This is a genomic window from Flagellimonas lutimaris (assembly GCF_051494225.1).
Lineage (GTDB): Bacteria > Bacteroidota > Bacteroidia > Flavobacteriales > Flavobacteriaceae > Flagellimonas > Flagellimonas lutimaris_A.
The window spans coordinates 630,942-654,607 of the sequence record NZ_JBNPYE010000002.1; the positions used below are offsets into that span (position 1 = coordinate 630,942).

A 23,666-nucleotide genomic window follows, 5' to 3' on the forward strand; every position below is an offset into this window, starting at 1 on the left:
CTAAAATTTTCCTTGGATTCCACTTTTAATTGTTCAAAGGAGAAGGATAGTTTACTTTTTGTTAACCAGGGTCATTAAATCTACATCATTGCCCAACAGTACTTGATTGCTGTCAATTCTACCTTCCAAAGGACCATTCTCCAATTTGAGGACGCCTCGAGGACAAACGGCGGAGCAGACACCGCATCCAACGCAGCTTGCACGAACAATGTTTTCCCCCTTTTGCGCGTAGGCACGTACATCGATACCCATTTCGCAGTATGTGGAACAATTCCCGCAAGAAATGCATTGTCCTCCGTTGGTTGTAATTCTAAATCTGGAGAAAAGTTTCTGCTGAAAACCAAGAATGGCGGCCATGGGACAACCAAACCTGCACCAGACCCTACTTCCCAAAATGGGGTAAAATCCTGTTCCGATTACTCCAGAAAATATACTTCCAATCAAAAATGAATAAGATTTACGTAATGTTTCAGATTTAAAAAGAAATACTTGTCCTTCACCACTAAAAAAGTGAAAACCGATTAGAGCGATGATAATCACAAAATATCCAATGGCTCCATATTGTGCATCCTTCTGGAGTTGTTCGCGTTTAAATATCATTACCCAACCAAACACCAAAGTAAGCAAAAGGGCTACACCAATTAAAAAAGTGCTTTTGGTTAACCAATATTTACTGGTATCGGTTCCCAAATAGGAGTAAATTACTGCTGTGGTCATCAAGGTTACAAAAACCACTACACTGTGCACCACCCAACGCTCAATTTTCCAAGCCTTGGTGGATTTGTCACTCAATTGTCTAAAAGAATCCCCTGCTGTTTCTGCTAGTCCACCACAGCCACAGACCCAGGAGCAATACCATCTTTTTCCATATTTATAGGTAAGGATAGGAGTGATAACGAATATGGATAGGATAGCAAAAATTAGCAAGGCAAAACCTATATCTCCAGAGCTGACAAAAGCTTTGATACGATACCCTTCAAAATTGTAATAGTTGAGGGGCCAAACGTTTTTGAGGTCGTAATAAGGAAGGCTTCCTCCGTTCAACACTTCATGTCCATTTAAACGAGCCATCAATTCTGGGATGATGAATGCAAAGGCAGTTTGAAAAAACATAACACTGATGGTGCGCAATCTTTCGTATCGATTATGACGGTATTTCCAAAGGAATTTTATACCAAAGGACAATATGGCCACGGTGTAGAGAGTACCGTAAACAAACCATTGGCTAGCTGGATTGCCGCTCAATAACTTGCTGAGGGGGTCAAAAAGGGCAATTAAACCTTTGTTGTCTCCATCGCTGACCAATCCAAGGTACTCAGGATAAAAATAGAGAACAATATAAAATCCTGTCAAAGATAGACCTGCGATCCACCCCCATAAACCACGACTGGAAATGGATTTAAACCAAACCCCATCGTTTTTTATGCCCGGTAGCTTATTGGTGTATGAAGCCCACGAAAACCAAATAATGCCTATTGCGATTGCTGAAAGGGATAGCGTTAACCACAGGGATTTATTCGGAAAGTTAACATTGAATATTGCCAGTAGGAGAATTCCCAAACCTGACAATCCCAGAAGTGTTGCAATTTTTTGGTTGATGCTCAGGTTCTTTGGTGGTTCCCCGGTAAGGGCCATACTTTTGTCGTACGTACTCATAATTATAGGTTAAGCAATCTGGAAGATGCGTTTTAGATTTTTCTTTTTTAGCATGATGGATTTTCCAAAATCGGAATTGTACTTTGATACAATCTGAGATTCAAAATTCTTATAAAACTCAGGATCAAAATTGGCGTCGATGAGATGCTCCATCACAAAATCCACATCTCTTTTTTTGTTGAGCCAATGGTCAAACACTTCGTGCCGAAAGCGTATACCAAAAGTGTTGATGCCCAAAAACTCTTGAGAATTTTTATCAAAAGCTATGGTAATGCATATTTTTTCTTTTGGATGTCTCCAATGAAAATGGGCTTCTGTCTCTTTTTTAATGTTTTCTGAAAAAACCCAACCATAGGTTTGGTATTCGATATCCAGAAATTTGGCAGAATTGAACCAATGTCCTGGATTGTATTCCATTCTGTTACCGCAAATGGTCTGGGCAAGGGTTTCGCCCATCATTCGGCCTGTGTACCAAACCGCTTCAACAGGTCGGCGATTTCCAATGGCTTCGTGCTGTTCTGCACAATCACCAATGGCATAAATATCTTCAACATTGGTCTCCAAAAATCGATTTACCTTCACTCCACGGCCCAATTCAATGCCCGATTCTTTAAGGAAATCAATATTTGGTGTTACTCCGGCCGTCAAGCCAACAAGATTACATTCAATTTCCTCTCCTGTTTCGGCAATAATCACTGATTTTACCTTGCCATTTTCATCAGGAATAATTTCTTTGAGCGAGGCGCCCAAACGGAGATCAATATGATGTTCTCGGATATGTTCATTGATCATTTCGGATTCACCTTGAGGCAGCACTCCGTTCCAAAAACTGGTCTCTCGAACCAAGAAAGAAACCGGAATATTACGGGTGCGAAGCATTTCGGCCAGCTCAATGCCAATCAACCCACCTCCTACAATAACTGCATGTTTACAAACCTTGTTGTTGGGTGCGTTTTCTTCCAAAAGTTCCAAGTCTTGTTTGGAATAAAGGCCTTGAACTCCATCTAAATCTTGACCGGGCCATCCAAATTTATTGGGTTTGGAGCCTGTCGCTATTATAAGTTTATCGTAATTAAGACTGGAAATCCCGACACCATCAATTTGGAGAACTTTTTGTTCAGTATTTATGTGCGAAACATGGCCCTCTACCAATTCAATCCTGTTTTTCTTCCAGAAATGGTTTTGGTAGGGCTGTGTATGCTCAAATTTCATGTGCCCCATGTACACGTACATTAGGGCAGTTCTTGAAAAGAAATACTTGCTTTCGGCCGAAACAATGGTGATTTTTTTATCTGAAAGTTTTCGGATATGCCTTGCGGCTGTGACACCAGCAATACCATTTCCAATAATGACAATGTGTTCCATGGGTTGGGTTTGATTGTTTTATATGTCGAGTTTTATGGAAAGAACTTAACAGTAAAATGAAAATTAATAAGAATTTGGAAGCTAAATGATATTTTAAAATTATTATTTTAGGGGTATCCACAATCATTATGAAGAAGTTATTTTTTTTACTGGTATTTATTGCTGCTTCTTGCAGCAGTAGCAAGTTAGATAAGGTCAACGGCATCAGTTTTGTATCGTCTAGGGAAGAGCTGTCGCAACAGCATATTGCCCCTGTTCTTGATATACAGGCCAATTATGCAGCCATAATGCCTTTTGGGTTTATTCGCGATTTGGATTCACCGGAATTGGTTTTTGATTCGGACCACCAATGGTATGGAGAACGTAGGGAAGGAGCGAGGCAATACATTCAAAAAATGCATCAAAATGGAGTGAGCGTAATGGTAAAGCCCCAAATATGGATTCATAGAGGTGAGTTTACCGGTAATATGAAGATGTCCACAGAAGAGGATTGGAAGAAGTTGGAAGCATCTTACGAAAATTTCATTTTACTATATGCTGCACTTGCGGAAGAAACCCAGAGCGATATTTTTTGTATCGGAACGGAGTTAAAAACATTTGTAAACGAGCGACCTGAGTTTTGGAACAGCCTTATCAAAAAAGTTAAAAACGTATTTCATGGCGAACTTACCTATGCTGCCAACTGGGACGAGTATGCTAAAACTCCGTTTTGGTCACAATTGGATTATATCGGTGTAAACGCCTATTTTCCATTATGCGAAAATCAGAACCCTACCATTCAGGCACTTACCGAGGGCTGGCAACCTTGGAAAACCAAACTCCGAAAATTGGCGAAACAAGAGGCCAGGCCTATTCTTTTTACCGAGTTCGGGTATCGAAGTATGGATTTTACGGGTAAAAAACCTTGGTTGGTTGATAGTAACCAAATGGATGTAAACCTCAAGGCCCAAGCCGATGCAACACAAGTTGTTTTTGATGAATTTTGGAACGAAGATTGGTTTGCGGGAGGCTTTGTGTGGAAGTGGTTTATGCAGCACGATCAGGTTGGAGGCCATGAGGATAATCGCTTTACCCCCCAAAACAAACCTGCGGAATCCGTTATTCGAAGACAGTATGCCCAAGTGAAAAAATCAAGTCTGTAAGGTTGTTAAAAAAATGTGGGAAAATTTCTCTTAAAGAGGTGTCAACGTATTTGATTTTTCGCCATCTTTGTAATGCACCCCTCCCAAAAATATTCAGTAATGAAATCACGATTAACCCTTCTATTTTGGGTATGGGCCTGTACATTCATTTTTGCTCAAAAAGAGAAATATTATAATGTCGTTGCGGAACAAGGGGATGGTATTTTTTCCCTGCTTCGCAAACAAGGATTGGACCCTGCCAAGCACTACGGCGAATTTTTGGAACTGAACTCGGACAAGATTAAAAAAGGCAGCGCCTTAAAGCTGGGTGAGAAGTACAAAATACCTTATGCAGATGATTCCTTCAAGAAGACGGGAGTGATGGTGGCCGCTGTAAAGGATGAGGAACAGCCGATTTTTGATAAGGAATTGGCCCAAATGTCCCTTAAAAGTGAAAAGCTGAAAGATGCGGTTTACTATCTAATTGCGGAAAATACTACGGAACAGGATGAAGTTTTTGTAAAGGATATTACCGAACGGTTGGCAGCTGAGTTGATGATACATGGAGCCAAGGTGTATGTAATGGGTGAAGAGGTTTCCAAAGGTTTCGTAGCGGATAGTTTATCTACGGAGAGCCCAATGGGGGACTATATCAAAGCAATCAATAAGCGCTATATACAGAACACTGGGAAATATCAACGCGTATTGGTTATACGTGCCGAAAATATTACTGGAAGGGATAATATGGACGTGGCCGTATACCATTATAACAAAAGCACTCAAGGGCAACGATTTGCCCAAAACATTCAGAGTGTATTTAAGGAAAAAAGTATTTCCAACAAGTCCTTCGAGGAAGCCAGCTTAATTTTCGAAGATAAAAACAGTCTCTACCTGGCTAGAAATATTCTTCCTGCCATAAGCTTACTTACCATGGAAAATGCTTCCAACCCCTCAGATAATAAAATTTCTCTAAGATCAAACAAAAAAGAATTCGCCAACCTGATCAGTAGTGGCATTATGAACGATTACGTTGATTTAGAATTTGAGAATTGACTTTCCTTTTGATTAAAGCCTAGCAACATCCACCACCATTATAGTGATAAGTACTTTCACTAATATAAATTTCGTCGGATTCGTTGCCAAGAGCCTCTGCTGTTTTATCGCATACCGCCAAAGGTTGGTTTTGTTGTAGCACGTGGCCTTTTTTATCATCAAAATACTCCTCGTTGCCAAAATATATAGCGGTTTTTCCGGTGAACATACAAGGGCCATCTTCGGGCATTGGGTCTTTTATGGCAGCAATTTCAATGGATTCAATATGTATAAGTTCGTCCGTAGGATAATGATTTGGCGATAATACCCTATATGATCTTTTACCTCTAATTTCAATGGTGCCGAAGCCAGCATCGGTCAATACTTTTACATAATCCTTAAGCGGTATGCTTCCACTTAGGCATTGTGCTCTAAGTCTATCATCATTTCGCAGTTCATCGCTCATGGGTTGTTCGCAGATGGGGTCGCTCATCACCAATCGACCATAAGGTTTCAAAACGCGGTACATTTCGGAAACGGCCTTTTTTAAATCTTCCATTTTAAAAATGTTGAAAAGGCAGTTCTGGGCAGCCACATCGATGCTTTCATCGGCCACGGGCAAATTCAATGCATCACCTTTTACCAAGTTTACATACTCGCTGTTGAACCAATCATTCTCCTCTTCGGCTATTTTGAAGTTTTTTCGGGAAGCTTCCAACATTTCATCTACTGAATCTACACCGATGACCCCTCCCTTTTGTCTTGAGAAATAGGAGAACTGAAGTAGTTCCATGCCCCCACCAACACCTACGTACAGAATATTGGGATTGTTAACTAAGTCCTGCGCGGATACGGTGCTGCCACAACCATAGTTCATCTCTTGCATGATCTTGGGAATGGAAAGCCCAGGGAATTGCCAAATGGGATTGGTGGTACAGCAAAGCCCAACATCTGGGGTTAGGGCAGCTTCTTTATATAGGTCTTGGGTCGCTTCTAAATAGCTCATAGTTCTTTAATTAATTCTTTAAACAGTTTGATCATTTTGGGTTCTGCTTGTCCTGCAATTTTCAAAATCTCCTGAACCTCAACGGGTTCCAAGTTATCTGGGTCGCATTCATCGGTTAAAACAGATACCGCTACAATAGGTAGTCGTAAATGATTGGCAACAATTACTTCTGGAACTGTGCTCATACCCACGGCATCGGCACCCATAATTTTAAGCATACGATATTCTGCCTTGGTTTCCAGTTGCGGTCCAACTACCGAGGCATACACCCCTTTTTGAAGTGAAATATTTTCTCGGGTTGCAATGGCTTCAATTTTTTTACACATTTCCAGATCATAGGGTTCGCTCATATCCACAAATCGGTCACCAAATTCTCCTACATTTTTAAAGGCAAGTGGTGAGCCACCTTGTAGGTTGATGTGGTCTTCAATTAACATGATGTCACCCTTTTTAAAGTTAAGATTGATAGCCCCCGCAGCATTGGATACGAACAATTGTGTTATCCCAAGTTGATGCATTACTCTTATGGGATAAGTGATGTCCAAAAAATCATAGCCTTCGTACAGATGAAAACGACCTTGCATCACCACCGCTTTTTTGCCTTCAATAGTTCCGTAAATCAGTTTGCCTGTATGGAATTCCACGGTGGCCAAAGGAAAGTATGGTATGTGGTTATAGTGAGCTTCAATGGGGTTTTCTATACTGTCTATTAGTTGGCCCAAACCAGTGCCCAGTACTATGCCAATTTCTGGAGTTTCAAACCCTCGTTTTTTCAAGTATTCGACGGATTCGTCGAGTTGTTTTTGTGTCATTCCTTTATATGTTTTAAAAATGGATCAAAAGACCTAATGTCTTTGATGTCCTCATAATGGTCCACATCATTTTTTTCATCCAAAAGAGCAACTTCCTCTGATTTTAAATCTTTTAAAGTGTCGGACAGGACGGTATCTGTGCCCCAAGTTTTGTTTTGGAATAATTTTTCATTCAATGACTTCATTCCCAAAAGATAATACCCTCCGTCTTCGGCAGGTCCCACAACATAGTCATTGTCTTCGAGTTTGGAAAAAGCTTCCTCCAAATCAGATTGGTTGAGATGAAACATATCACTTCCAATAATAATGATATTATCAAAACCGGCTTGGAATCCTTCCTTAAAGGCGTTCATCATACGCTCTCCTAAATCTTGTCCTTTCTGAAGTTCTTTTCGATATATTTTGTTGTCCCAAATATCATCTTCCCAAATCTCCTCGGAATAATATACCCATTTTTCCACTTCGAGGTCTTTTGTGAAAGATACGGTATGGTCCAAAAGAAATTGATAGATGTCCAAAGCGGCTCTATCACCTACTTTAGCGGCTAGTCGGGTCTTGCATTTACCAAGTTCGGGGTTACGGGTAAGGATTAAAAGTAGGCTATTCTTCAATGATTATTGTTTTGGCCGAGGACACTTTTAAAGCATAGGTCAACAAGTTGTTCCAATACTTACTGAAGTTATGTAATTTTTAGTTTTAATTGTTTTCGTACACAGGATGTCCTTTGTTTATCCTCTCAAATATACTACCATAAAGATTTTGGGCATTGAAGAAACCGGAATTTTTAATTTTTCAGGTAAAGATCAAGACATTTTAACAAGATAATTGGGCATGTGTTCGCGAAGTTTGTCGAACGAAATCGGTTTGGTAAAATAGTCGTTCATGCCAACTCCTTTGGCTTCATCAATAGCTTCCTTGGTCACATCTGCCGAAAGACCAATAATGCCAATATCTTTGTTGAACTTTCTTATTTCCTCCGTGGCTCTTAAACCATCCATTTTGGGCATATGGATGTCCATAAATATTAAATGGTAACAGTTTTTCTGTACAGCATATACTGCTTCCAGGCCATCGGAAACCGATTCGGATTGTACCCCTAGTTTTTCCAGTGTCTTTTCCAGGACCATTACGTTCACCCTGTTATCATCCACTATTAGTACTTTGCAGCCACTTAAATCGATTGATTCGGTATTGGAGGTGCTCGTTTTACTTTTAGTTTTTGACAATGGGAATTTAAGGGACACGTAAAATTCTGTCCCTACACTCTCCTGACTTGTGGCTGTAATTTTTCCTCCCAAGAGCTCCACAAGTTTATAGGTGATATAGAGACCAAGGCCACTGCCTTCATGTCGTTTTGCTTTTCCGACATCTACTTGGGTAAACCTGTCGAATATGGTTTTTAATTTGTTTTTTGGAATTCCTATCCCGGTATCCTTGATACCAATATCTATGGCCAATTCATCATTTACAATGTTCTCATGGTAGGATACCGTTATTCCCCCTTTTTCGGTGAACTTTAAGGAGTTCCTAAGGATATTTGTGATGATCTGTCCATATTTCCCGGCATCCCCGACTGCTTCAACATCGCTACTGACGGTTGTGTCCAAGGAAATGTTGAGTCCTTTTTCTTCTGCAGTACGCTGATATATTCTGATGATGTTTTTCAACTCTTGCAATGGAGAAAAAATATCTTTTCTAAAAGTGGTTTTGCCGGATTCTATTTTATCGATTTCAAGAATGTCATTTACCAACAGAAGTAACTTTTTTGAGGAAATGTCCATTAGTGATAGATATTCTTGTAAAGAACTATGTATTTCGGACAATTTTAATACTTCAATAAACCCAATAATTGCATTTAATGGTGTTCTTATTTCATGGCTCATATTGGATATGAACTCTGTTTTTGCCTTGGATGACTTCTCAGCTCTTAACTGTTCTTCCTTTAAGGATTTATTAAGCTCTTTAAGTTTAATGTTTGCATCACCTAGATAATCGTTTTTTCCTCTTGAGGACTGATAAAAATAAACAAGTAAACTGGTAAGAAAAGACAGTAAAAGCCCAAAAATCAAGTATACGTAGGTTGCCTCTTTTCTTTCTGCCAAAAAATCCAAATGGGACGGCATTAAGGAGAATGTCCATTTTTGCCCATCAAGGGCATCGACCTCAAAGCTGGTCGTGAATATGAATTCGTCACCAATTTCATTTGTATTTGGGTTGTTTTTAGAGTAAAAGATTGTTCCTCTTTCATCTTTGACTTCTATGGCATACTTATCCAAACCGGTTACCAATTCATTGAAGGGTGAAGTAAAATCCATGCCAGCGGTAACCGACCCTCTAAATTTTCCCTCGAAATATACAGGTGCGTCTACCAAAAAGGCACTACCTCCTTGGTATAGTTTTGTCCATGGCGAAATATTTGTGGATGAATCTTTTACGTGGTTTTTCCATTCTGAATATCTTGGGTGTTTAGAAAGGTCCAGCCCAACAGCTGCTTTATTGGTCTCCAAAGGAGTTATCATTTTAACAAGCATTAAAGTATCCAACCACTCTACAAATTTAAAAGATGGGTTTTGTTCCAAAATGAGGCTGGCATCTTTCTCCCAATATTGAAAATATGACCCGTTGGTCATTTCAATACGTTGTTTTAAATTTTCCAAGGATTTAACATCGTATTTGACCAAAGAGAAAAATTCTTTAGCCCGCAGGCTGCCAGTTGTCTGGATTTCGCGTATAAATGTTGACTTTTGGGTTTTGAGGGATTTATTCCATAAAACCAATACAATTGTGATAAAAACTGCAAATATCACAATGGGGAAAATCAGTTCTTTTTTTGAAAATTTCAACGACATACCAAGTATCTAAATCGGGGGCTTATTATATAATACTTTTTATTGATCAAGATTCATATTCATGACCCTGGTCAATTCTTGGCTGTGCAAAACACCATATTAGTAGGAAAATACAACACCAAGTATGGTGTTAACAATATTTCGATAAAAAAATTGTGTCCGATACCTACTTTTTAAAAAATAAATATTCCAGGTGTTTTTTACTTGTAAAGGTCTAACATAAAATACCTTAAGAAGGTTTGATAAATAAAAAATGGAGACTTGTGTGTAAAGCGGTGTGGGGTTAAATTTTGTGTATCTTCGGAAATTTATTTTCGTAAGTATGAATAAACTGGTTATAGGCTGTGTAATTATGGCGGTATTTGTAGCGTGCAAGGAAAAAAAAGTGGAAGTATCGAAACAACAGGTAGAGAAATCAAGATACAAAGAAGAATATAGACCACAATTTCATTTTTCCCCTCAAGAGAAATGGATGAACGACCCCAATGGACTGGTCTATAACAAGGGAGTATATCATCTATTCTATCAATATTATCCAGAAGACATTGTGTGGGGACCCATGCACTGGGGGCGTGCGGTAAGTAAGGATTTGGTACATTGGGAGCATAAATCCATTGCACTTTTTCCCGATGAACACGGCCTTATTTTTTCTGGTAGCGCTGTAGTGGACAAAAAAAATACTTCTGGATTTGCTGAAAATGGAGAAGCTCCTTTGGTCGCCATTTTCACTTATCATTCCATGGAAGGTGAGACGACCGGGAGAAAGGATTTTCAAACACAAGGTATTGCATATAGTTTGGACAATGGGGATACTTGGACTAAGTATGCAGGTAATCCTGTGATACCCAATGAAGGCATTAAAGATTTTAGAGATCCCAAGGTATTTTGGCACGAGCCGTCCGAAAATTGGATCTTGACTCTTGTTGCCGGTGACCATGCAAAGTTTTATACTTCCAAGAACCTAAAAGATTGGACACATTTGAGCGATTTTGGCAAATCGCAAGGTGCCCATGGCGGGGTATGGGAATGTCCGGATCTTTTTCCCTTGCAATTAGAGGGTTCCGATGAGGAAAAATGGGTGTTGATCATTAGTGTCAATCCCGGTGCACCTAATGGAGGGAGCGGGACCCAGTATTTTGTTGGGAATTTTGATGGCAAGACCTTCACATCTGATCAAAAGGAACCTAAATGGTTGGATTATGGTACGGACAACTATGCAGGGGTGACCTATAACAATGTGCCGGGAAACGAGCGTATTTTTATAGGTTGGATGAGCAATTGGGATTATGCCAAAGTTACCCCAACCACAACATGGCGAAGTGCCATGACGGTACCTCGACAATTGTCCTTACATAAAGTTGAAGATGATTACTACTTAGCCAATTATCCAGTTGACGAAATGGATACTTTGACCAGTTCCACATTGATCGATCAAGTTGAAGTAGCTGCCGGTGCAACCGATACGCTGCAAGTGGAGGGACTCAATCAATCAGAGATTCAGTTGAAAACGACTGCCAAGAACTTTCAACTACTTTTTAAAAATGAATTGGATGAAGTTCTTGTCTTGGATATTGATTCAAAAAATCAGACTTTAACGGTGGATAGGACATTGTCCGGAAAAGTTGATTTCCAAGAAGATTTCGGGGCTAGAAAACATGTGGCTCCACTGAAAAATTTAAAAGAAGGATCACATCAATTCAAAATATTGATGGACTGGTCGTCCATGGAATTGTTCATAGATCAAGGTTTGGTATCCATGACTGAGCAGGTTTTTCCATCGAGTCCGTACACTACATTGGTTATTGACAATAAGGACGGGAAGGAACCGATCATTGTCCAATCTATAAAGAATATAAAATCTATTTGGTAGAGGAGGGCTAGCCTGACCAATATCAGTTTTTTTGAAGAGTTTCCATATGATCTTTGATGCAAATGATTGCATATGGGCATTACCCGGAATCAGCTTCAAAAAATGGCTGTACAAATAAATCAGGTGGTTGATTTAATTCAACAACAAGATGCAGATATTGTGTTGCCCCAAAAGGTGTGCCCAATGTACAAGGAAAGCGCCAAAAACCTTATACACTATGCTGCTTTCCGAAGCTTTGATGCCCGAAAAATGCAGGAGGGCCTAAAATATTTGGGCTTGACCCGCTTGGCCAATTCCGAGGGCAATATTTTAGGGAGTCTCATAAACTTAAAGATTATAATCCACAGTTTACTGGGAGATGTTCCGAACCTATCCACTTCCAAATTTCTATCTATTGGTGATGGAAAAAAACTTTTAACGAAACATACGGATCAGCTTTTTGGGGATAGGAACAAAGAAAGACGGGTCCGTATCATGGTTACGCAACCATCGGAGGCTGCGACCAATTATAATATGGTTTTGGAAATGGTAAAAAGTGGGATGGACTGCGCCCGCATAAATTGTGCCCATGACAATCCTGAAACTTGGAAGGCCATCGTCAATAATGTGCAAAAGGCAGCTGAAGCATGCTCAACAACCGTTAAAGTGGCCATGGACTTGGCGGGTCCCAAGATTAGGACCGGGAACATAGGATTAGGCCCAAAAATCAAAAGGTTCCAGTCACAAAAAAATAGCCATGGAACCAAGGGACCGGTTTTCATAAAATTGGTGAAAGACGATAAAGCTTTTTTAGAGAACGGTGAAGTGCCGGTGGATCAAGATTGGATGTCCACATTGAGGGTTGGTGATAAGTTAAAGGTGAAGGATTCCCGAGGTAAGTCAAGAAAATTGATAGTGGTACAAACAGAAGCTGATTCAGTGCTTTTGGCCTCCCCTAAGACAATTTACTTAAAAACAGGAACTACGTTGAAGCCCTTACGTAAAAAGCTGAAAAAAGTGAAGGTGGGGGAATTTCCAGGGATTGAACAATTTATTTTGTTGAGGGAGGGAGATGTTCTTACAGTTTCAGGAAAGGGGGATGATGCCACATTACCAGAAATCAATATCAAAGGAGAATTGGTTAAACCTGGTATAATAGGTTGCGTACCACCACAAATTGTGGGTCGCATGGAAAAAGGTGCCCCCGTTTTATTTGATGATGGTAAAATTGCAGGGGAGATTATAGCTATAGGGCCAGAATCTTTTCAAGTTAAAATAATAAGGGCCAAGGAAGGCGGGGCAAAACTAAAAGCAGAAAAAGGAATGAACTTCCCCACTTTAGATTTGGGTATTTCAGGACTTACGGACAAGGATAGGGAGGATTTGAAATTTGTTGTGGACCATGCTGATATTGTCAATTTCTCTTATGTAAATGATGAAAACGATGTTCGCGCGCTCTTGGCAGAATTGGAACGATTGGGCGCCAATAAGGATTTGGGCGTTATTTTAAAAATTGAGACCAATCTGGCCTATAAAAATCTAATACCCATTCTTCTTACCGCTATGCAACGTAAACATTTAGGAGTTATGATCGCAAGGGGCGATTTGGCACTGGAAGTGGGATGGAAAAACATGGGAATGGTGCAGGAAGGTATTCTATCCTTTTGTAGCGCTGCGCATATTCCGGTTGTATGGGCAACACAGGTTTTGGAGGGGTTGGCCAAAAAAGGAATGCCATCCAGATCTGAGATTACTGATATTACATCATCGGTACAAGCAGAATGTGTAATGTTGAACAAAGGGCCGCATATAAACGAGGCCATATCATTTTTGGATGAGGTTTTATACAATATAGAAAGTTCACACGATAAGAAAGAAGTAATGCTCCCAATAATGCAATGGAAATAAAAAAAGGGCGCCTTGTAAAGGCGCCCATTGAGATACATAACCAATTATTGGAGATTGTAATTAGTGTGCTAGTGTTTAGTATAGCTTAATTAATGTATAGATAGATACTGCTTAAAAGAAAGTAAATGGATAGTGCAATTACAACATACCAGAATAGGTATCCTAGTTTTGCGTCTATAGTGTTCATTTTTCTGAGTGTTTTTGTTTTAGTTGAGTTTAAAACTGCACCCTAAATTATATGAAACAAGCCCAGCTACCATCCAAATTTTTATTGGTTGCACTAAATTGGATATAATTGGTCGTAAAACTTATGTAATTGGAAAAGACGTGTTTTTGGGCAATAAACTACTGAGCGATCAATGGATTTTTCGCTGAATTATAGTGGGTTATGTTTTTTTTGGTGGGTTCGGGAACTGAAGACTTAGTGGAAGGATGTTTATTTTAAGGAAGAAACAACACCCTTCCATAAAAGGTATAAATAGTAGAAATTAAACTAAAGGGGTGCCCTTTAATCGTTTTTCAATTTTTCGCTTTTTAGCCGTTATGATCTTCATGGCTTCCATTAATTTGGAATCCTTGGTCTTTTTATAAATCTCGTTGATAGAAAGGATTAAACTCTTTGCTTCTCTTGAGGCTTTAACCCTATCACTGGTGGACATATGGCTCATCGGCCTTTTTTCAAACTCTTCCGCCTTTTCAATTAACTCTTGGGTCATTTTTTGTTTTTAAAATTATTCGCAATCGGCTAAATATAAGAGTTAGTTTGATATTTTTTGCCTATGGAACCATTTGATTTCCATATTTATGAAAACATTAAGAAGTTGAAACCAACAAGTCTTATAAAAATCTAAAGAAATGAAGTAATTATCTCTTTAATTAAGTCTATGTGGTTGATAACGTGTTCATCTCTTCCTGAAAGTCAAATCTAGAACCAAAAAGTCAATGTCTTCTCCCAATGTTAAATTAATGCATCTTTATTGTAAACTAAATATTGTTTAGGCTATTTTTGGATAAAGTTTAGCCTTGGAGATCATCTGGAAAAATATAGAAGATAAAGACACTTGGAATCATGAGCACAGCATCAATTTGGAGTATGAGGTTCGTCTTCAGGTAGTGAAAATACTCATTAAAGAAGCCGAGCACCTCATGGATTATCTTTCTTTGGTCGTAATTGAGATCAATTCATCCAACGGTTATGTTTCAGTTCACAAAGAAACACCTGAGCCTCTCTTTTCTAAAATAGCAAACAACTTGGAACAACCTAAGGCTAAAAAAGTTTCCAAGGTAACTTCACCTCTGCTTGCAGCCATAAATCCTTAAGATCATTTAAATCAATCAATGATTGATTCAAATAGAAAATGAATCTGTTTTAAAGCAGGGGCTTAAGGAATATGAAGAGTCCTTCAAGAAATTTCGGCAGAAACCGGACTTGCCCGGGCAAAGCTTCAAGAAGGGTTTAAATTATTGTACAATAAAACGGTGACCTAGAACCGGGAATCATTGTTGCTCTTTGGAGCGTAACCAAAAAGCTGGAAAATTTACTGGTTTTTTTTTGTATCTTATAGGTGCGTTGTCAAATAATAAAATTCTCCGAATTCTTGCCCCGGGATTCCCGATAGAATGTCATTCCCACTTTAGTGGGAGTTTGAGCATAAGAATTTCTTTAAACCGAAATGTCTTATTGAATCGGTACTATTTTAAAAATAAAAAATTATGAATCCAGCGGTATTGTTTATGGTCATTGTTAGTGTAATCGCATTGGCCGGTATACGAATCATTTTTGAGTATAAAAGAGCCCTCAAATTCCGTTTTGGAAAATATATCAGTACGCTTCAACCCGGTTTTCGATGGATAATCCCCTTTGTTGAGACCATCCAGATAGTGGATATTCGGGTCATTACCATCAACGTTGTTTCCCAAGAGGTCATGACCGAAGATAATGTGCCCTGTAGTATTGATGGGGTCGTTTTTTTTAAGATCACCGACCCGGAGAAAGCGGTTTTGGAGGTTGAGGAGTATAGTTTTGCCATTACCCAGCTTTCACAGGCCGCATTGCGGGACGTTTGCGGTAAGGTGGAGTTGGACACCATTTTGAGCAAGAGGGAAGAAATGGGCAAGAACATCAAAAGCATAGTGGAGGTAGAGACAAAACATTGGGGCATTGAGATTATTGATGTAAAGATCAAAGACATCCAACTGCCCGAGAACATGAAACGGATGATGGCCAACCAGGCCGAGGCCGAAAGATCCAGAAGGGCCCGAATCATCTTGGCGGAAGCGGAAGAACAGGCCGCCGGCAAACTGCTCGAGGCAGGGCTACAGATAGACAAATCGCCATCGGCCATAAAGTTACGGCTGTACCAAACCCTATCGAACATTGCATCCGAGAAGAACTCTACCATCCTTTTCCCGTTCCCGGAGGAAATGATGCCAAAGCACCCGGAAAAGACCGATTTGGACTAATTCTGAACTTTTTGACGTTTAAGGATGTCGATAACATTAGAGCAGGTATATAAGTCACTTTTTGGTTTTGACACGCCTGCCCGCCCGAGGCGGGAATTTCGCCAATTTGCACGAACGCCCTTTTTGTCGGGTCGAGTGGTCCAAACTCCGTTTGGAGTGTATCGAGACCTCGGTTATGGCAAAAATCGATTCTCGATACAGCCCGCTGCGGCGTGCCACTCGAATTGACGATTTTTGATTAACACGGACTCCACCAATTTTCTAGGGTGCCATTGTCATTTCGAGCGTATGCGAGAAATCTGAAGCTTGATAGGTAGATTTCTCAATCGATGCGTTGCATCTCATTTCGAAATGACATTTACTTGTTCTTGTTTTGATGTGATGCCGAAACCTAGCTAATTATCGGTAACCTATTTGGTACACCCTCGTGGTAGAACTTCATGGCATTTGCCCGCAAAGGGGCGCGCAGCACCGTTCTAGCTTACTTATGCCTTGGTACACATGCGTTACCTCCACACAGAGCGTAGGGTCCGGGGCATCTATCCTAAAGGATAGCCATAATTTTTCTTCATCCACGTGCAGCCTGCCATGGCTTAACGGCCGGGGCAGGGACAATATTTTAATATCATGGATTTCCTCGCTACTTGGTATGTGGAATTGAAAGGAAAAGCTAAATACCAGATTGTCCGCCACTGTGATTTCGACTACATCGCTGCAAGGCATTTTTTGCAGGATAATACGGCTCTGCTGCCGTTGCACTTGGTTAAGGAAGCGCCCGTTTTGGTGGTTTCGGATTTCAAGGGTTGTAAAGGTGATTTGTAGTTGGGTAGGGGTACTTTGGTGCAAAAAGTTGGTAAACGTGGATGAAATGGGACGTGGTGGCATGGTAGATTGTTGGATTATTAGATTTTGGAATTTTAATGGGTATAAAGTAAGCAAAATAATTCAAAATAACACCATTTGGTGTTTTTATACGGTTGTTGGAATGGGCAATTTGCTGCTATGCAGAAAGATTTGACAAAAGAAGAAGAACAATATCTCCTGAAATTTGGCGCACGGATACGTCGTTTACGCAAAGAAAAAGGGATGACTCAAGCAGATTTGGTGTTTGAGGCTAAGGTTCATGGAAATATGATAGGCCGAATAGAACGCGGTGAGCGGGCAGCCAATCTTCTTCAACTCCAAAAAATTGCGAAGGCCCTTGAAATTAGTGTGGAGGAGCTTTTTGATTTTAAATAATAAATCACCCCGATCATCGGTTTTATACCTATTTTGGGTGTATATAGATGTATTTTACATCTATATAAACAAGTTGGCAACAATTTTAAAAATGAGAGGTTTACTCACAATTCTAATGGTTCTTCTTATTTCAAGTAGCTGTAAAAAACGGTTGATTAGAAATGAGCCCATTTTTAACGACTTGATTTCGGAAATCGTTGACGCAACAGATTTAAATATCAATGATTCCTTATCAAGGAAAACGTTAATTGGATATAGAAAAAATCTAGCCTACCCATTACCTCCAGATTTAGAAACAATCAAAATTATTAGGAACTATCTAGGACATAATTTAAAAAGTGAACAAGATTCCATCGATTTCCTAGAGCCTTTGGACAACTTAATCAAAAGAGAGAAATCTGACTCCTATACTATTGAAACGGATTCATTAAATCCCCTTGGTAATATTGAAGTTTTGTCATTTGAAAAAATAAAAAGAAAATATCCAGAAAAAAAGAGTGGAAACTTATCCGTTGAAATTACCAGAAGTTACTTCTTTTCAAATGTTTATTTCAATTCAAATTCTACAAAAGGGGTTTTTTACAGTTCTTACTTATGTGAGGGTGACTGCGGTTATGGGGAACTTATTTTTATTGAAATAAGAAATGGAAAATGGAGAATCGTGAATAGACTTTTCCTTTGGGTTGCATAAAAACTATTGCCAACACTGGCTATAATTCACTGTTCCCTAATGCCTTGAACTAAATTCCCTACTTTTAAGAAAACTATTAACCAAAAGGAATGATTTCGTAACGCGGCATTGGCTCGCTGGAAAATCCCACCGGCCAACGCCGTCGCTCGCCAGCCGCCAGCCACAACGAAATCATAGCCGAGAACCGTTATAAACAAGTTTGAAAAGAGCATTTATCATTTTATTTATATTAAATGGACTAACCAATTCTTTCGGTCAGAAGTTGGATGGAGTTTGGATGTCATATAAAAATCAAATTATTGACCGTAGTAGGGTATCCACAAGGGGAGGCGAAGGAATTTTAATTGATTTTGACAATTCAACGGTGGGGCATATAGGTTCTGACACTGTAGTTGACGTAGAATTCATTTTCAAAAAAAAGAAGGTCAAATTAAAGTTTGAAGGAGTAAAAGGAAAGTTAAAAAAATACGGAAATGATTCCCTTGAAATGGATTCAGGACATAATATGGCTCATATATTTAGGAAATTGGACCTTGATCATAAACTTAATAAAACCATTCAGGAAGTATCAAGTTTCCTTGTAAGTAACAGATTTGAACCATTGAATGATTATACTGAAATCGAATTTAGTTCAGACCAATATTGGATCGACAAAATACTTGGAGAAAAAAGTAAAAAATTAAATCTATTAAATCATACTTGGGAGCAGGATAATGGGTTTTGGTATTTGAAAGAGGTTAAGGAAAACCTTTTTCTGATTTTCACCTTAGGCCAAGTTGAAAAAATGAATATCTATCAAATTTTGGAAATCAAAAAGGTTGGACTAAAATTAAAACCACTCCAAGAGACTGATTTTGGACTTAAAAATGTTACCGAATTAAAAGCATGTTTATAACTATTATTCCTTCCTTCCTTAAACCAAATCCCCCGCTCCCGCAAGATTGCATCTTGTGGTTTTGCAGAAAAGACGCTAAACAAAAAACCCACAAACATAGTTTGCGGGTTTTTTTGTGGTACCGCCAGATTTTAAGCAATACATCTAAGTTTTTCTCCATGGAATATCCTAATGGATAGAGTGTAGTTATTTTCAGGATTTTATAAGGAAAAGTAACTCAATAGTTGTAATATTTACAAAACACACAATATTACGGTCATTCCATACAGATGTGTTCGGTAAATCAAGACTTGTTTAGTAGCTTATGTAGGTTCCGTCCAGCCTATTGGTCATATTCATGCCAAAGGAAGTTAGTCCCCCTTATTAATTTCAAATATTGTACTTATGGGTTTTTTCAGTAGTATAGGTAATGCTGTTTCCTCTGCGGCTTCGGCCGTTGGCGATGTCGTGGAAGATGCTGTTGATGCAGTGGTGGATACGGTGGAGGATGCCGTGGATGCGGTGACCGATGCCGTGGAGAGCGGAATCGAGTCGGCCACTGATTGGTTATGCGACAATGCAGGTAGTGTAGGGTGCTTTGTAGGGAATGTAGTTGGTGGTTTGATCGGTGGTTTTGTTAAAGGTTTTTCTGATATCATGCACGGGGTATTTGATGTGGTCCGTGATATTGGCGGGATTGTAGGCTCCGTTCTGCGACTGGATCTACCGGGTCTTCTTAAAAACTTGGGAAATTTGGTGCAAAATGTATTTGACCTTGGAATTGATGGTTTAAGGTTTGCTACCGGTGGTTATGCAGTAGGAGGGATAGTGGATAAATTTAAAAGGTCGGCCCTTAAGAAATTTGTAAAGAAACTGGTCAACGATACTTTTGGCGATAATCCTGAGCTTTTGGACAGGGTTCGAAAAGCTATTGGTTTGGAAGGTAAAAGGTTTGGGTTTAGGTTGCCCTCTAAGCATTTGACCTTTTATCTTGATTCGGATAATACACCGCTATGGAGGATGCACAAGGATGGGATAATAGATTTATACGCCATGGCCGGATTGTTGAGCTTTGATTCCTTTTCGCTTGGGATTGCCCACCCCAATACGGTTGTTAAGTCCGTATCGGCCAATGGCGATGAAAGTATCTGGCCCGTTAATAGGTGGATCATATCAAAGTATTTGGAAAGTGAAGGAAGGGAAAAGAGGATAAGGGTCTATTCCATTTCCAAAAGGGTGGTTTCCCAAATGTTGGATACTGCAGCGCGAAAACTTGATGATGTAGGGGTTATTTTGGATTGGAACGACAGAAAGAACTTTTCCTGGTTCGGAAATCAGACAGGGGTTGAGGTTACGGAAAATGAATACGATATGAGTTCCAACCGTATTGAATCGCTATTGGGGCAACCAGAATATGGTCGGCGCCCCAATGTAAATTGTAGTTTGATTGCGTTAGGGGCCTTCAAACTTGATAATTTTGGTCGAGTTGGTGGTAGGGACATTCTTGAATGTGATGATTTTCCGAATGATTGCGAGACCCAGGGAAGGGATGATAAATGTTGTATAACCATAGATTGGAACGTTCCTTCTGGGGTTATTTACAGGGATGTTTATCCCACGGATACTTTTCAATACATACTCGCACACGAAATTGGACATTTTCTTGGTCTCTGTCATTGTGGGCACGATGGTTTTCAAAACATAATGTACACTTCCAAATCCCTTGACTTTTTTGATTCTGGCATTGTCAGTTTGTATTGGGATAGCGAACCACACTTTTCGTTAAAGGATGGCAAGAATGTTTGGAGATTTATTGTTGATCAACTGAGACCTTGTCTTACTGGTGAACCCGAGACAGTGCCAATAGATGTGATCAGGACAAGAAGATCATCACTTAATAGTTGTGCCGTTGTTAAGGAGGAACAAAAAAGTTATGTGGAGTAGTTGGGAAGTTTATTGTTTGTACGAAAATCGGCTTTGTTGGTGAGTGTAAATGAATAAATACTCAACTCGACTTAAAAACAATAGGCAAAGTTTCAATAAAAGATGCCTTTAAAAAAATAAACCGCAATAATCTTTGAATCAAGATTTTGCGGTTTTTTGTTGTGGTACCTCCAGTAATTGAACCTTTTACAATTTAAATAAAGTCATAATTCATTTTAGTAGTTAAAACTATTGATAAATAAGGGTTTTTCATACCTTTACAAAATTCACACTTTAGTCAAGATGTGATATTATTGTCAACTAAATTGTAAACTGGAATGTCAACTCTATCTTCAACCTTCTTTCTTAAGCATCCAAAAGGTAATGATGAAACCCTGATTTTGTTTTCGTGTTATTTCAAATATGAGGAACGGAAATTTGTGTATTCAACTGGTGAAAAGATTCATCCGAAGCACTGGGATTTCAAAAATCGTCAACCCATATCAAACGGAAAAAACAGGTCGCCTCATGCCTCTTCTATAAGAATGCAGATAAACAGGTATAGGGATAAGTTTGAAGAGCTTCAAGCTAGGACCAAGTCATACGGTGAGGAATTCACTTCAAAGTTTTTGAGGGATGAATTTGACACTGAATTCAAAAAGGCGCCATCAGGTAAGAATATTTTCTTTAAGGCTTACGACGAATTTATGGAGGCCAATAAAATGCAACAAAAATGGTCTGAGAGTTCAATAAAACGGTATAACAACATTAAAAATATTCTGGAGGAATTTGAAGTGGCTAGAGGCTACAAACTGACTTTCAATTCAATCAATAAGAAGTTCCATGCCGAGTTTACTGATTATTGTATGACTGACCGAAAACACGCCACCAATACCTATCGGAGAAACCTTGGTTTGTTCAAGACATTCATGTATTGGGCCCTAGATAACGGATACACCTACCAAGATGATTTCAAGAAGTTTGAAAAAATGAAAGAGGCCTTCACGGAAAAAATTGCACTTAAGGGAGAAGACCTGGCCAAGATAATGAACTACCAGTATAAAACTAAAAGTTTGGAAAGAGTCAGGGATGTATTTGTTTTCGCGTGTTGTACCGGGATGAGGTTTGGGGAACTCAAATTGATAGGCAAGCATAATGTAAAGGATGGTTCCATTCATTTGAAAGAGGAAAAGAGCTCAACTAAAAAACCTCGGGAAATTCCATTGAATACATTGTCTGAAATGATTCTCAAAAAATATGATTATCAACTCCCCTTAATTGCGAATCAAAAGCAGAATGAATATATCAAGGATGTTTTTAAAGATGCTGGATACACCCATGATGTGGAAAAGGTTATTGTGAAGGGAAAACAAATAATTCGTGAGACTATGCCATTCCACGATCACATTTCAACGCATACAGCCAGAAGGACATTCATTACAATGATGAAAAGAAAAGGCAAGAGCGATAAGTTGATCAGTAAAATCACTGGCCATACTGATTTAAAAACCCTGAACACTTACTATCAAGTTGATCAAGAAGCGAAAAGGGAAGCGGTTGGTGATGTCTTCAATGGAATTATGACACCTCTAAGAAAAGTTGATTGATGGATTACAAAGAGTATAAAGTTGCGGTTAATGATTTGTTGGCCCTAATCGAGGATATTGATATTCCCTATGCTAGTCTTTCTTTACTATGTGACCCAGATCCTATCTATGATTCTATAAAAGGAGAGAATGTTGAATCCGATATAGAATTATGGTCTGAGTATTTAATGAAAAAGCTGAATGATGATGATAGATGGGATAAGTTTGATGAAGGTTTATTCAATCTGATTCAAAAGTTGAACAATGAATCAACGGTCAACCATTTGCTAACCTCTATGTTACCTCTTGTGGAAATGCCTCTTTATAGGACGTATGATTTGTATCAACTTGAAGAAAAGGTGTCAGAAAATAAGTCTAGTGAAAAAGAGAAACGACGTTATGATTCGTTGGTTCAAATCAGTGAAATAACCAACTTGTTAAGTGATAGGTTCACTCATATTAGGAATTTCATCAATGGCCTAATGAATCCTGAAAGCTTCAAATTAAATACGATTTTCACGGACGAGATTTTACCAGGGGGAGAAAAGCACACTACTTTAAAACCGGGTATTTTGAAATGGGATTCAAATGAGGAATCCAATATAGGGTTAACGGATAAATTCAAACCCGGAGCTTTTAAGTTTTTGGTTGAATCACTCAATGGTAAAATAGAAATGAAAACCCATATATGGACAGATGCCGAAAAGGGTAGCAAAGGTTATTTGGCATCACTTTTAAAGAACCTTCATTCAAAGAACTATTATTCCGAAAAGCCAAGTAATAATGACTACAAATACTTTTGCGAGAAGGTTCTTAAGTGCCCAATGGGTATTGATACGATTAAGCGTACAAAGGAGCACGATTACGACCATAATAACATTCCTTACTTCAACTAAAATGAATACACTGTTTACACTTGTGTAACATGTGTAATCAAAACATTGAAAAACAGTAGGTTAAACTGATAATTTAGCCGTGGTTAACATAAAAACTCACGGTTATGGATACAACTAACCCATTTACACAAATACTTCACGAAATAAAAACCCTAAGCAATAAGGTCGAAGAGCTAGGGAATAAAATTCCAAAGGAACAATCAATTAAAAGGTATTCACCACAGGATATAGCAGACAACACACCTTTAACGGTTTCTACTGTATGGACCGCTATCAGAGATGATCGGATTAAGGCCCAGAAATTTGGGCGTAAATATATCATAACCCAAGAAGAATTTGATCGGGTATGTGAAGAGGCCAAATCCATTAAGTATAAAAGAGGGTAATGGGTAGGCC

General features: G+C 39.0%; 21 protein-coding genes. 13 read left to right on the plus strand and 8 right to left on the minus strand.

Annotated features, from left to right (window positions below):
* Positions 1–51: 51 nt before the first annotated feature.
* Positions 52–1,656 carry a 4Fe-4S binding protein gene (locus ACQQ5U_RS08005; protein ID WP_437396598.1) on the minus strand — a complete coding sequence of 535 codons (1,605 nt, stop codon included), beginning with the start codon at positions 1,654–1,656 and terminating at the stop codon, positions 52–54.
* Between the two features lie 9 nt (positions 1,657–1,665).
* Positions 1,666–3,021 (minus strand): NAD(P)/FAD-dependent oxidoreductase, encoded by a 1,356-nt coding sequence (locus tag ACQQ5U_RS08010; RefSeq protein ID WP_437396600.1) that lies wholly within the window; start codon positions 3,019–3,021, stop codon positions 1,666–1,668.
* Between the two features lie 128 nt (positions 3,022–3,149).
* Between ACQQ5U_RS08010 and ACQQ5U_RS08015 the strand changes: the two genes are divergently transcribed.
* Together ACQQ5U_RS08015 and ACQQ5U_RS08020 are read left to right on the plus strand one after the other, a co-directional pair.
* Positions 3,150–4,163: a glycoside hydrolase family 113 gene (locus ACQQ5U_RS08015; protein WP_437396601.1), complete on the plus strand. Its 1,014-nt coding sequence runs from the start codon at positions 3,150–3,152 to the stop codon at positions 4,161–4,163.
* Between the two features lie 99 nt (positions 4,164–4,262).
* Positions 4,263–5,195, plus strand: coding sequence for a hypothetical protein (locus ACQQ5U_RS08020; protein ID WP_437396603.1), 933 nt, complete (start codon positions 4,263–4,265; stop codon positions 5,193–5,195).
* A 19-nt stretch (positions 5,196–5,214) separates the two neighbouring features.
* On the opposite strand, the gene arsM is transcribed toward ACQQ5U_RS08020, so the two are convergent.
* The 4 genes from arsM to ACQQ5U_RS08040 all read right to left on the minus strand — a co-directional run bounded on the left by arsM (position 5,215) and on the right by ACQQ5U_RS08040 (position 9,841).
* Positions 5,215–6,180 carry an arsenosugar biosynthesis arsenite methyltransferase ArsM gene (arsM, locus tag ACQQ5U_RS08025; RefSeq protein WP_437396604.1) on the minus strand — a complete coding sequence of 322 codons (966 nt, stop codon included), beginning with the start codon at positions 6,178–6,180 and terminating at the stop codon, positions 5,215–5,217.
* Complete coding sequence (locus ACQQ5U_RS08030) at positions 6,177–6,992, minus strand: purine-nucleoside phosphorylase (protein ID WP_437396606.1); 816 nt, start codon at positions 6,990–6,992, stop codon at positions 6,177–6,179. Before ACQQ5U_RS08030 ends, arsM begins: the two co-directional genes overlap by 4 nt.
* Positions 6,989–7,603 (minus strand): TIGR04282 family arsenosugar biosynthesis glycosyltransferase, encoded by a 615-nt coding sequence (locus ACQQ5U_RS08035; RefSeq protein WP_437396607.1) that lies wholly within the window; start codon positions 7,601–7,603, stop codon positions 6,989–6,991. The genes ACQQ5U_RS08030 and ACQQ5U_RS08035 overlap by 4 nt, the downstream gene beginning before the upstream one ends.
* 192 nt (positions 7,604–7,795) lie before the next feature.
* Positions 7,796–9,841 carry a response regulator gene (locus ACQQ5U_RS08040; protein WP_437396609.1) on the minus strand — a complete coding sequence of 682 codons (2,046 nt, stop codon included), beginning with the start codon at positions 9,839–9,841 and terminating at the stop codon, positions 7,796–7,798.
* A gap of 322 nt (positions 9,842–10,163) precedes the next feature.
* On the opposite strand from ACQQ5U_RS08040, the gene ACQQ5U_RS08045 reads away from it, so the two are divergent.
* Together ACQQ5U_RS08045 and ACQQ5U_RS08050 are read left to right on the plus strand one after the other, a co-directional pair.
* The gene (locus ACQQ5U_RS08045; RefSeq protein WP_437396611.1) at positions 10,164–11,711 is read left to right on the plus strand and encodes a glycoside hydrolase family 32 protein; all 1,548 of its coding nucleotides are present in this window, start codon (positions 10,164–10,166) and stop codon (positions 11,709–11,711) included.
* 72 nt (positions 11,712–11,783) lie between these two features.
* Entirely contained in the window at positions 11,784–13,598 is a 1,815-nt protein-coding gene (locus ACQQ5U_RS08050) for a pyruvate kinase (RefSeq protein ID WP_437396613.1), read from the plus strand.
* Between the two features lie 488 nt (positions 13,599–14,086).
* Here ACQQ5U_RS08050 and ACQQ5U_RS08055 read toward each other — a convergent pair whose 3' ends face one another.
* Positions 14,087–14,314, minus strand: coding sequence for a hypothetical protein (locus ACQQ5U_RS08055; protein ID WP_437396614.1), 228 nt, complete (start codon positions 14,312–14,314; stop codon positions 14,087–14,089).
* Positions 14,315–14,621: 307 nt separating this feature from the next.
* Between ACQQ5U_RS08055 and ACQQ5U_RS08060 the strand changes: the two genes are divergently transcribed.
* Together ACQQ5U_RS08060 and ACQQ5U_RS08065 are read left to right on the plus strand one after the other, a co-directional pair.
* Entirely contained in the window at positions 14,622–14,918 is a 297-nt protein-coding gene (locus ACQQ5U_RS08060; RefSeq protein ID WP_437396615.1) for a hypothetical protein, read from the plus strand.
* 393 nt (positions 14,919–15,311) lie between these two features.
* A complete protein-coding gene (locus tag ACQQ5U_RS08065) occupies positions 15,312–16,061 on the plus strand; it encodes a slipin family protein (protein WP_437396616.1) in 750 nt (249 codons plus the stop codon).
* 438 nt (positions 16,062–16,499) lie between these two features.
* On the opposite strand, the gene ACQQ5U_RS08070 is transcribed toward ACQQ5U_RS08065, so the two are convergent.
* Positions 16,500–16,946 carry a hypothetical protein gene (locus tag ACQQ5U_RS08070; protein ID WP_437396618.1) on the minus strand — a complete coding sequence of 149 codons (447 nt, stop codon included), beginning with the start codon at positions 16,944–16,946 and terminating at the stop codon, positions 16,500–16,502.
* A 117-nt stretch (positions 16,947–17,063) separates the two neighbouring features.
* On the opposite strand from ACQQ5U_RS08070, the gene ACQQ5U_RS08075 reads away from it, so the two are divergent.
* The 7 genes from ACQQ5U_RS08075 to ACQQ5U_RS08105 all read left to right on the plus strand — a co-directional run bounded on the left by ACQQ5U_RS08075 (position 17,064) and on the right by ACQQ5U_RS08105 (position 23,656).
* A complete protein-coding gene (locus ACQQ5U_RS08075) occupies positions 17,064–17,300 on the plus strand; it encodes a helix-turn-helix domain-containing protein (protein ID WP_437396619.1) in 237 nt (78 codons plus the stop codon).
* A gap of 73 nt (positions 17,301–17,373) precedes the next feature.
* Positions 17,374–17,991 (plus strand): hypothetical protein, encoded by a 618-nt coding sequence (locus ACQQ5U_RS08080; protein ID WP_437396621.1) that lies wholly within the window; start codon positions 17,374–17,376, stop codon positions 17,989–17,991.
* A gap of 199 nt (positions 17,992–18,190) precedes the next feature.
* Entirely contained in the window at positions 18,191–18,886 is a 696-nt protein-coding gene (locus tag ACQQ5U_RS08085) for a hypothetical protein (protein ID WP_437396622.1), read from the plus strand.
* A 384-nt stretch (positions 18,887–19,270) separates the two neighbouring features.
* Positions 19,271–20,809 (plus strand): hypothetical protein, encoded by a 1,539-nt coding sequence (locus tag ACQQ5U_RS08090; protein ID WP_437396624.1) that lies wholly within the window; start codon positions 19,271–19,273, stop codon positions 20,807–20,809.
* 317 nt (positions 20,810–21,126) lie between these two features.
* Positions 21,127–22,395 carry a tyrosine-type recombinase/integrase gene (locus ACQQ5U_RS08095; protein WP_437396626.1) on the plus strand — a complete coding sequence of 423 codons (1,269 nt, stop codon included), beginning with the start codon at positions 21,127–21,129 and terminating at the stop codon, positions 22,393–22,395.
* Positions 22,395–23,270: a hypothetical protein gene (locus ACQQ5U_RS08100; RefSeq protein WP_437396628.1), complete on the plus strand. Its 876-nt coding sequence runs from the start codon at positions 22,395–22,397 to the stop codon at positions 23,268–23,270. The genes ACQQ5U_RS08095 and ACQQ5U_RS08100 overlap by 1 nt, the downstream gene beginning before the upstream one ends.
* 104 nt (positions 23,271–23,374) lie before the next feature.
* On the plus strand, positions 23,375–23,656 hold the full coding sequence (locus ACQQ5U_RS08105; RefSeq protein WP_437396630.1) for a hypothetical protein: 282 nt from the start codon (positions 23,375–23,377) through the stop codon (positions 23,654–23,656).
* The last annotated feature ends 10 nt before the right edge of the window (positions 23,657–23,666 follow it).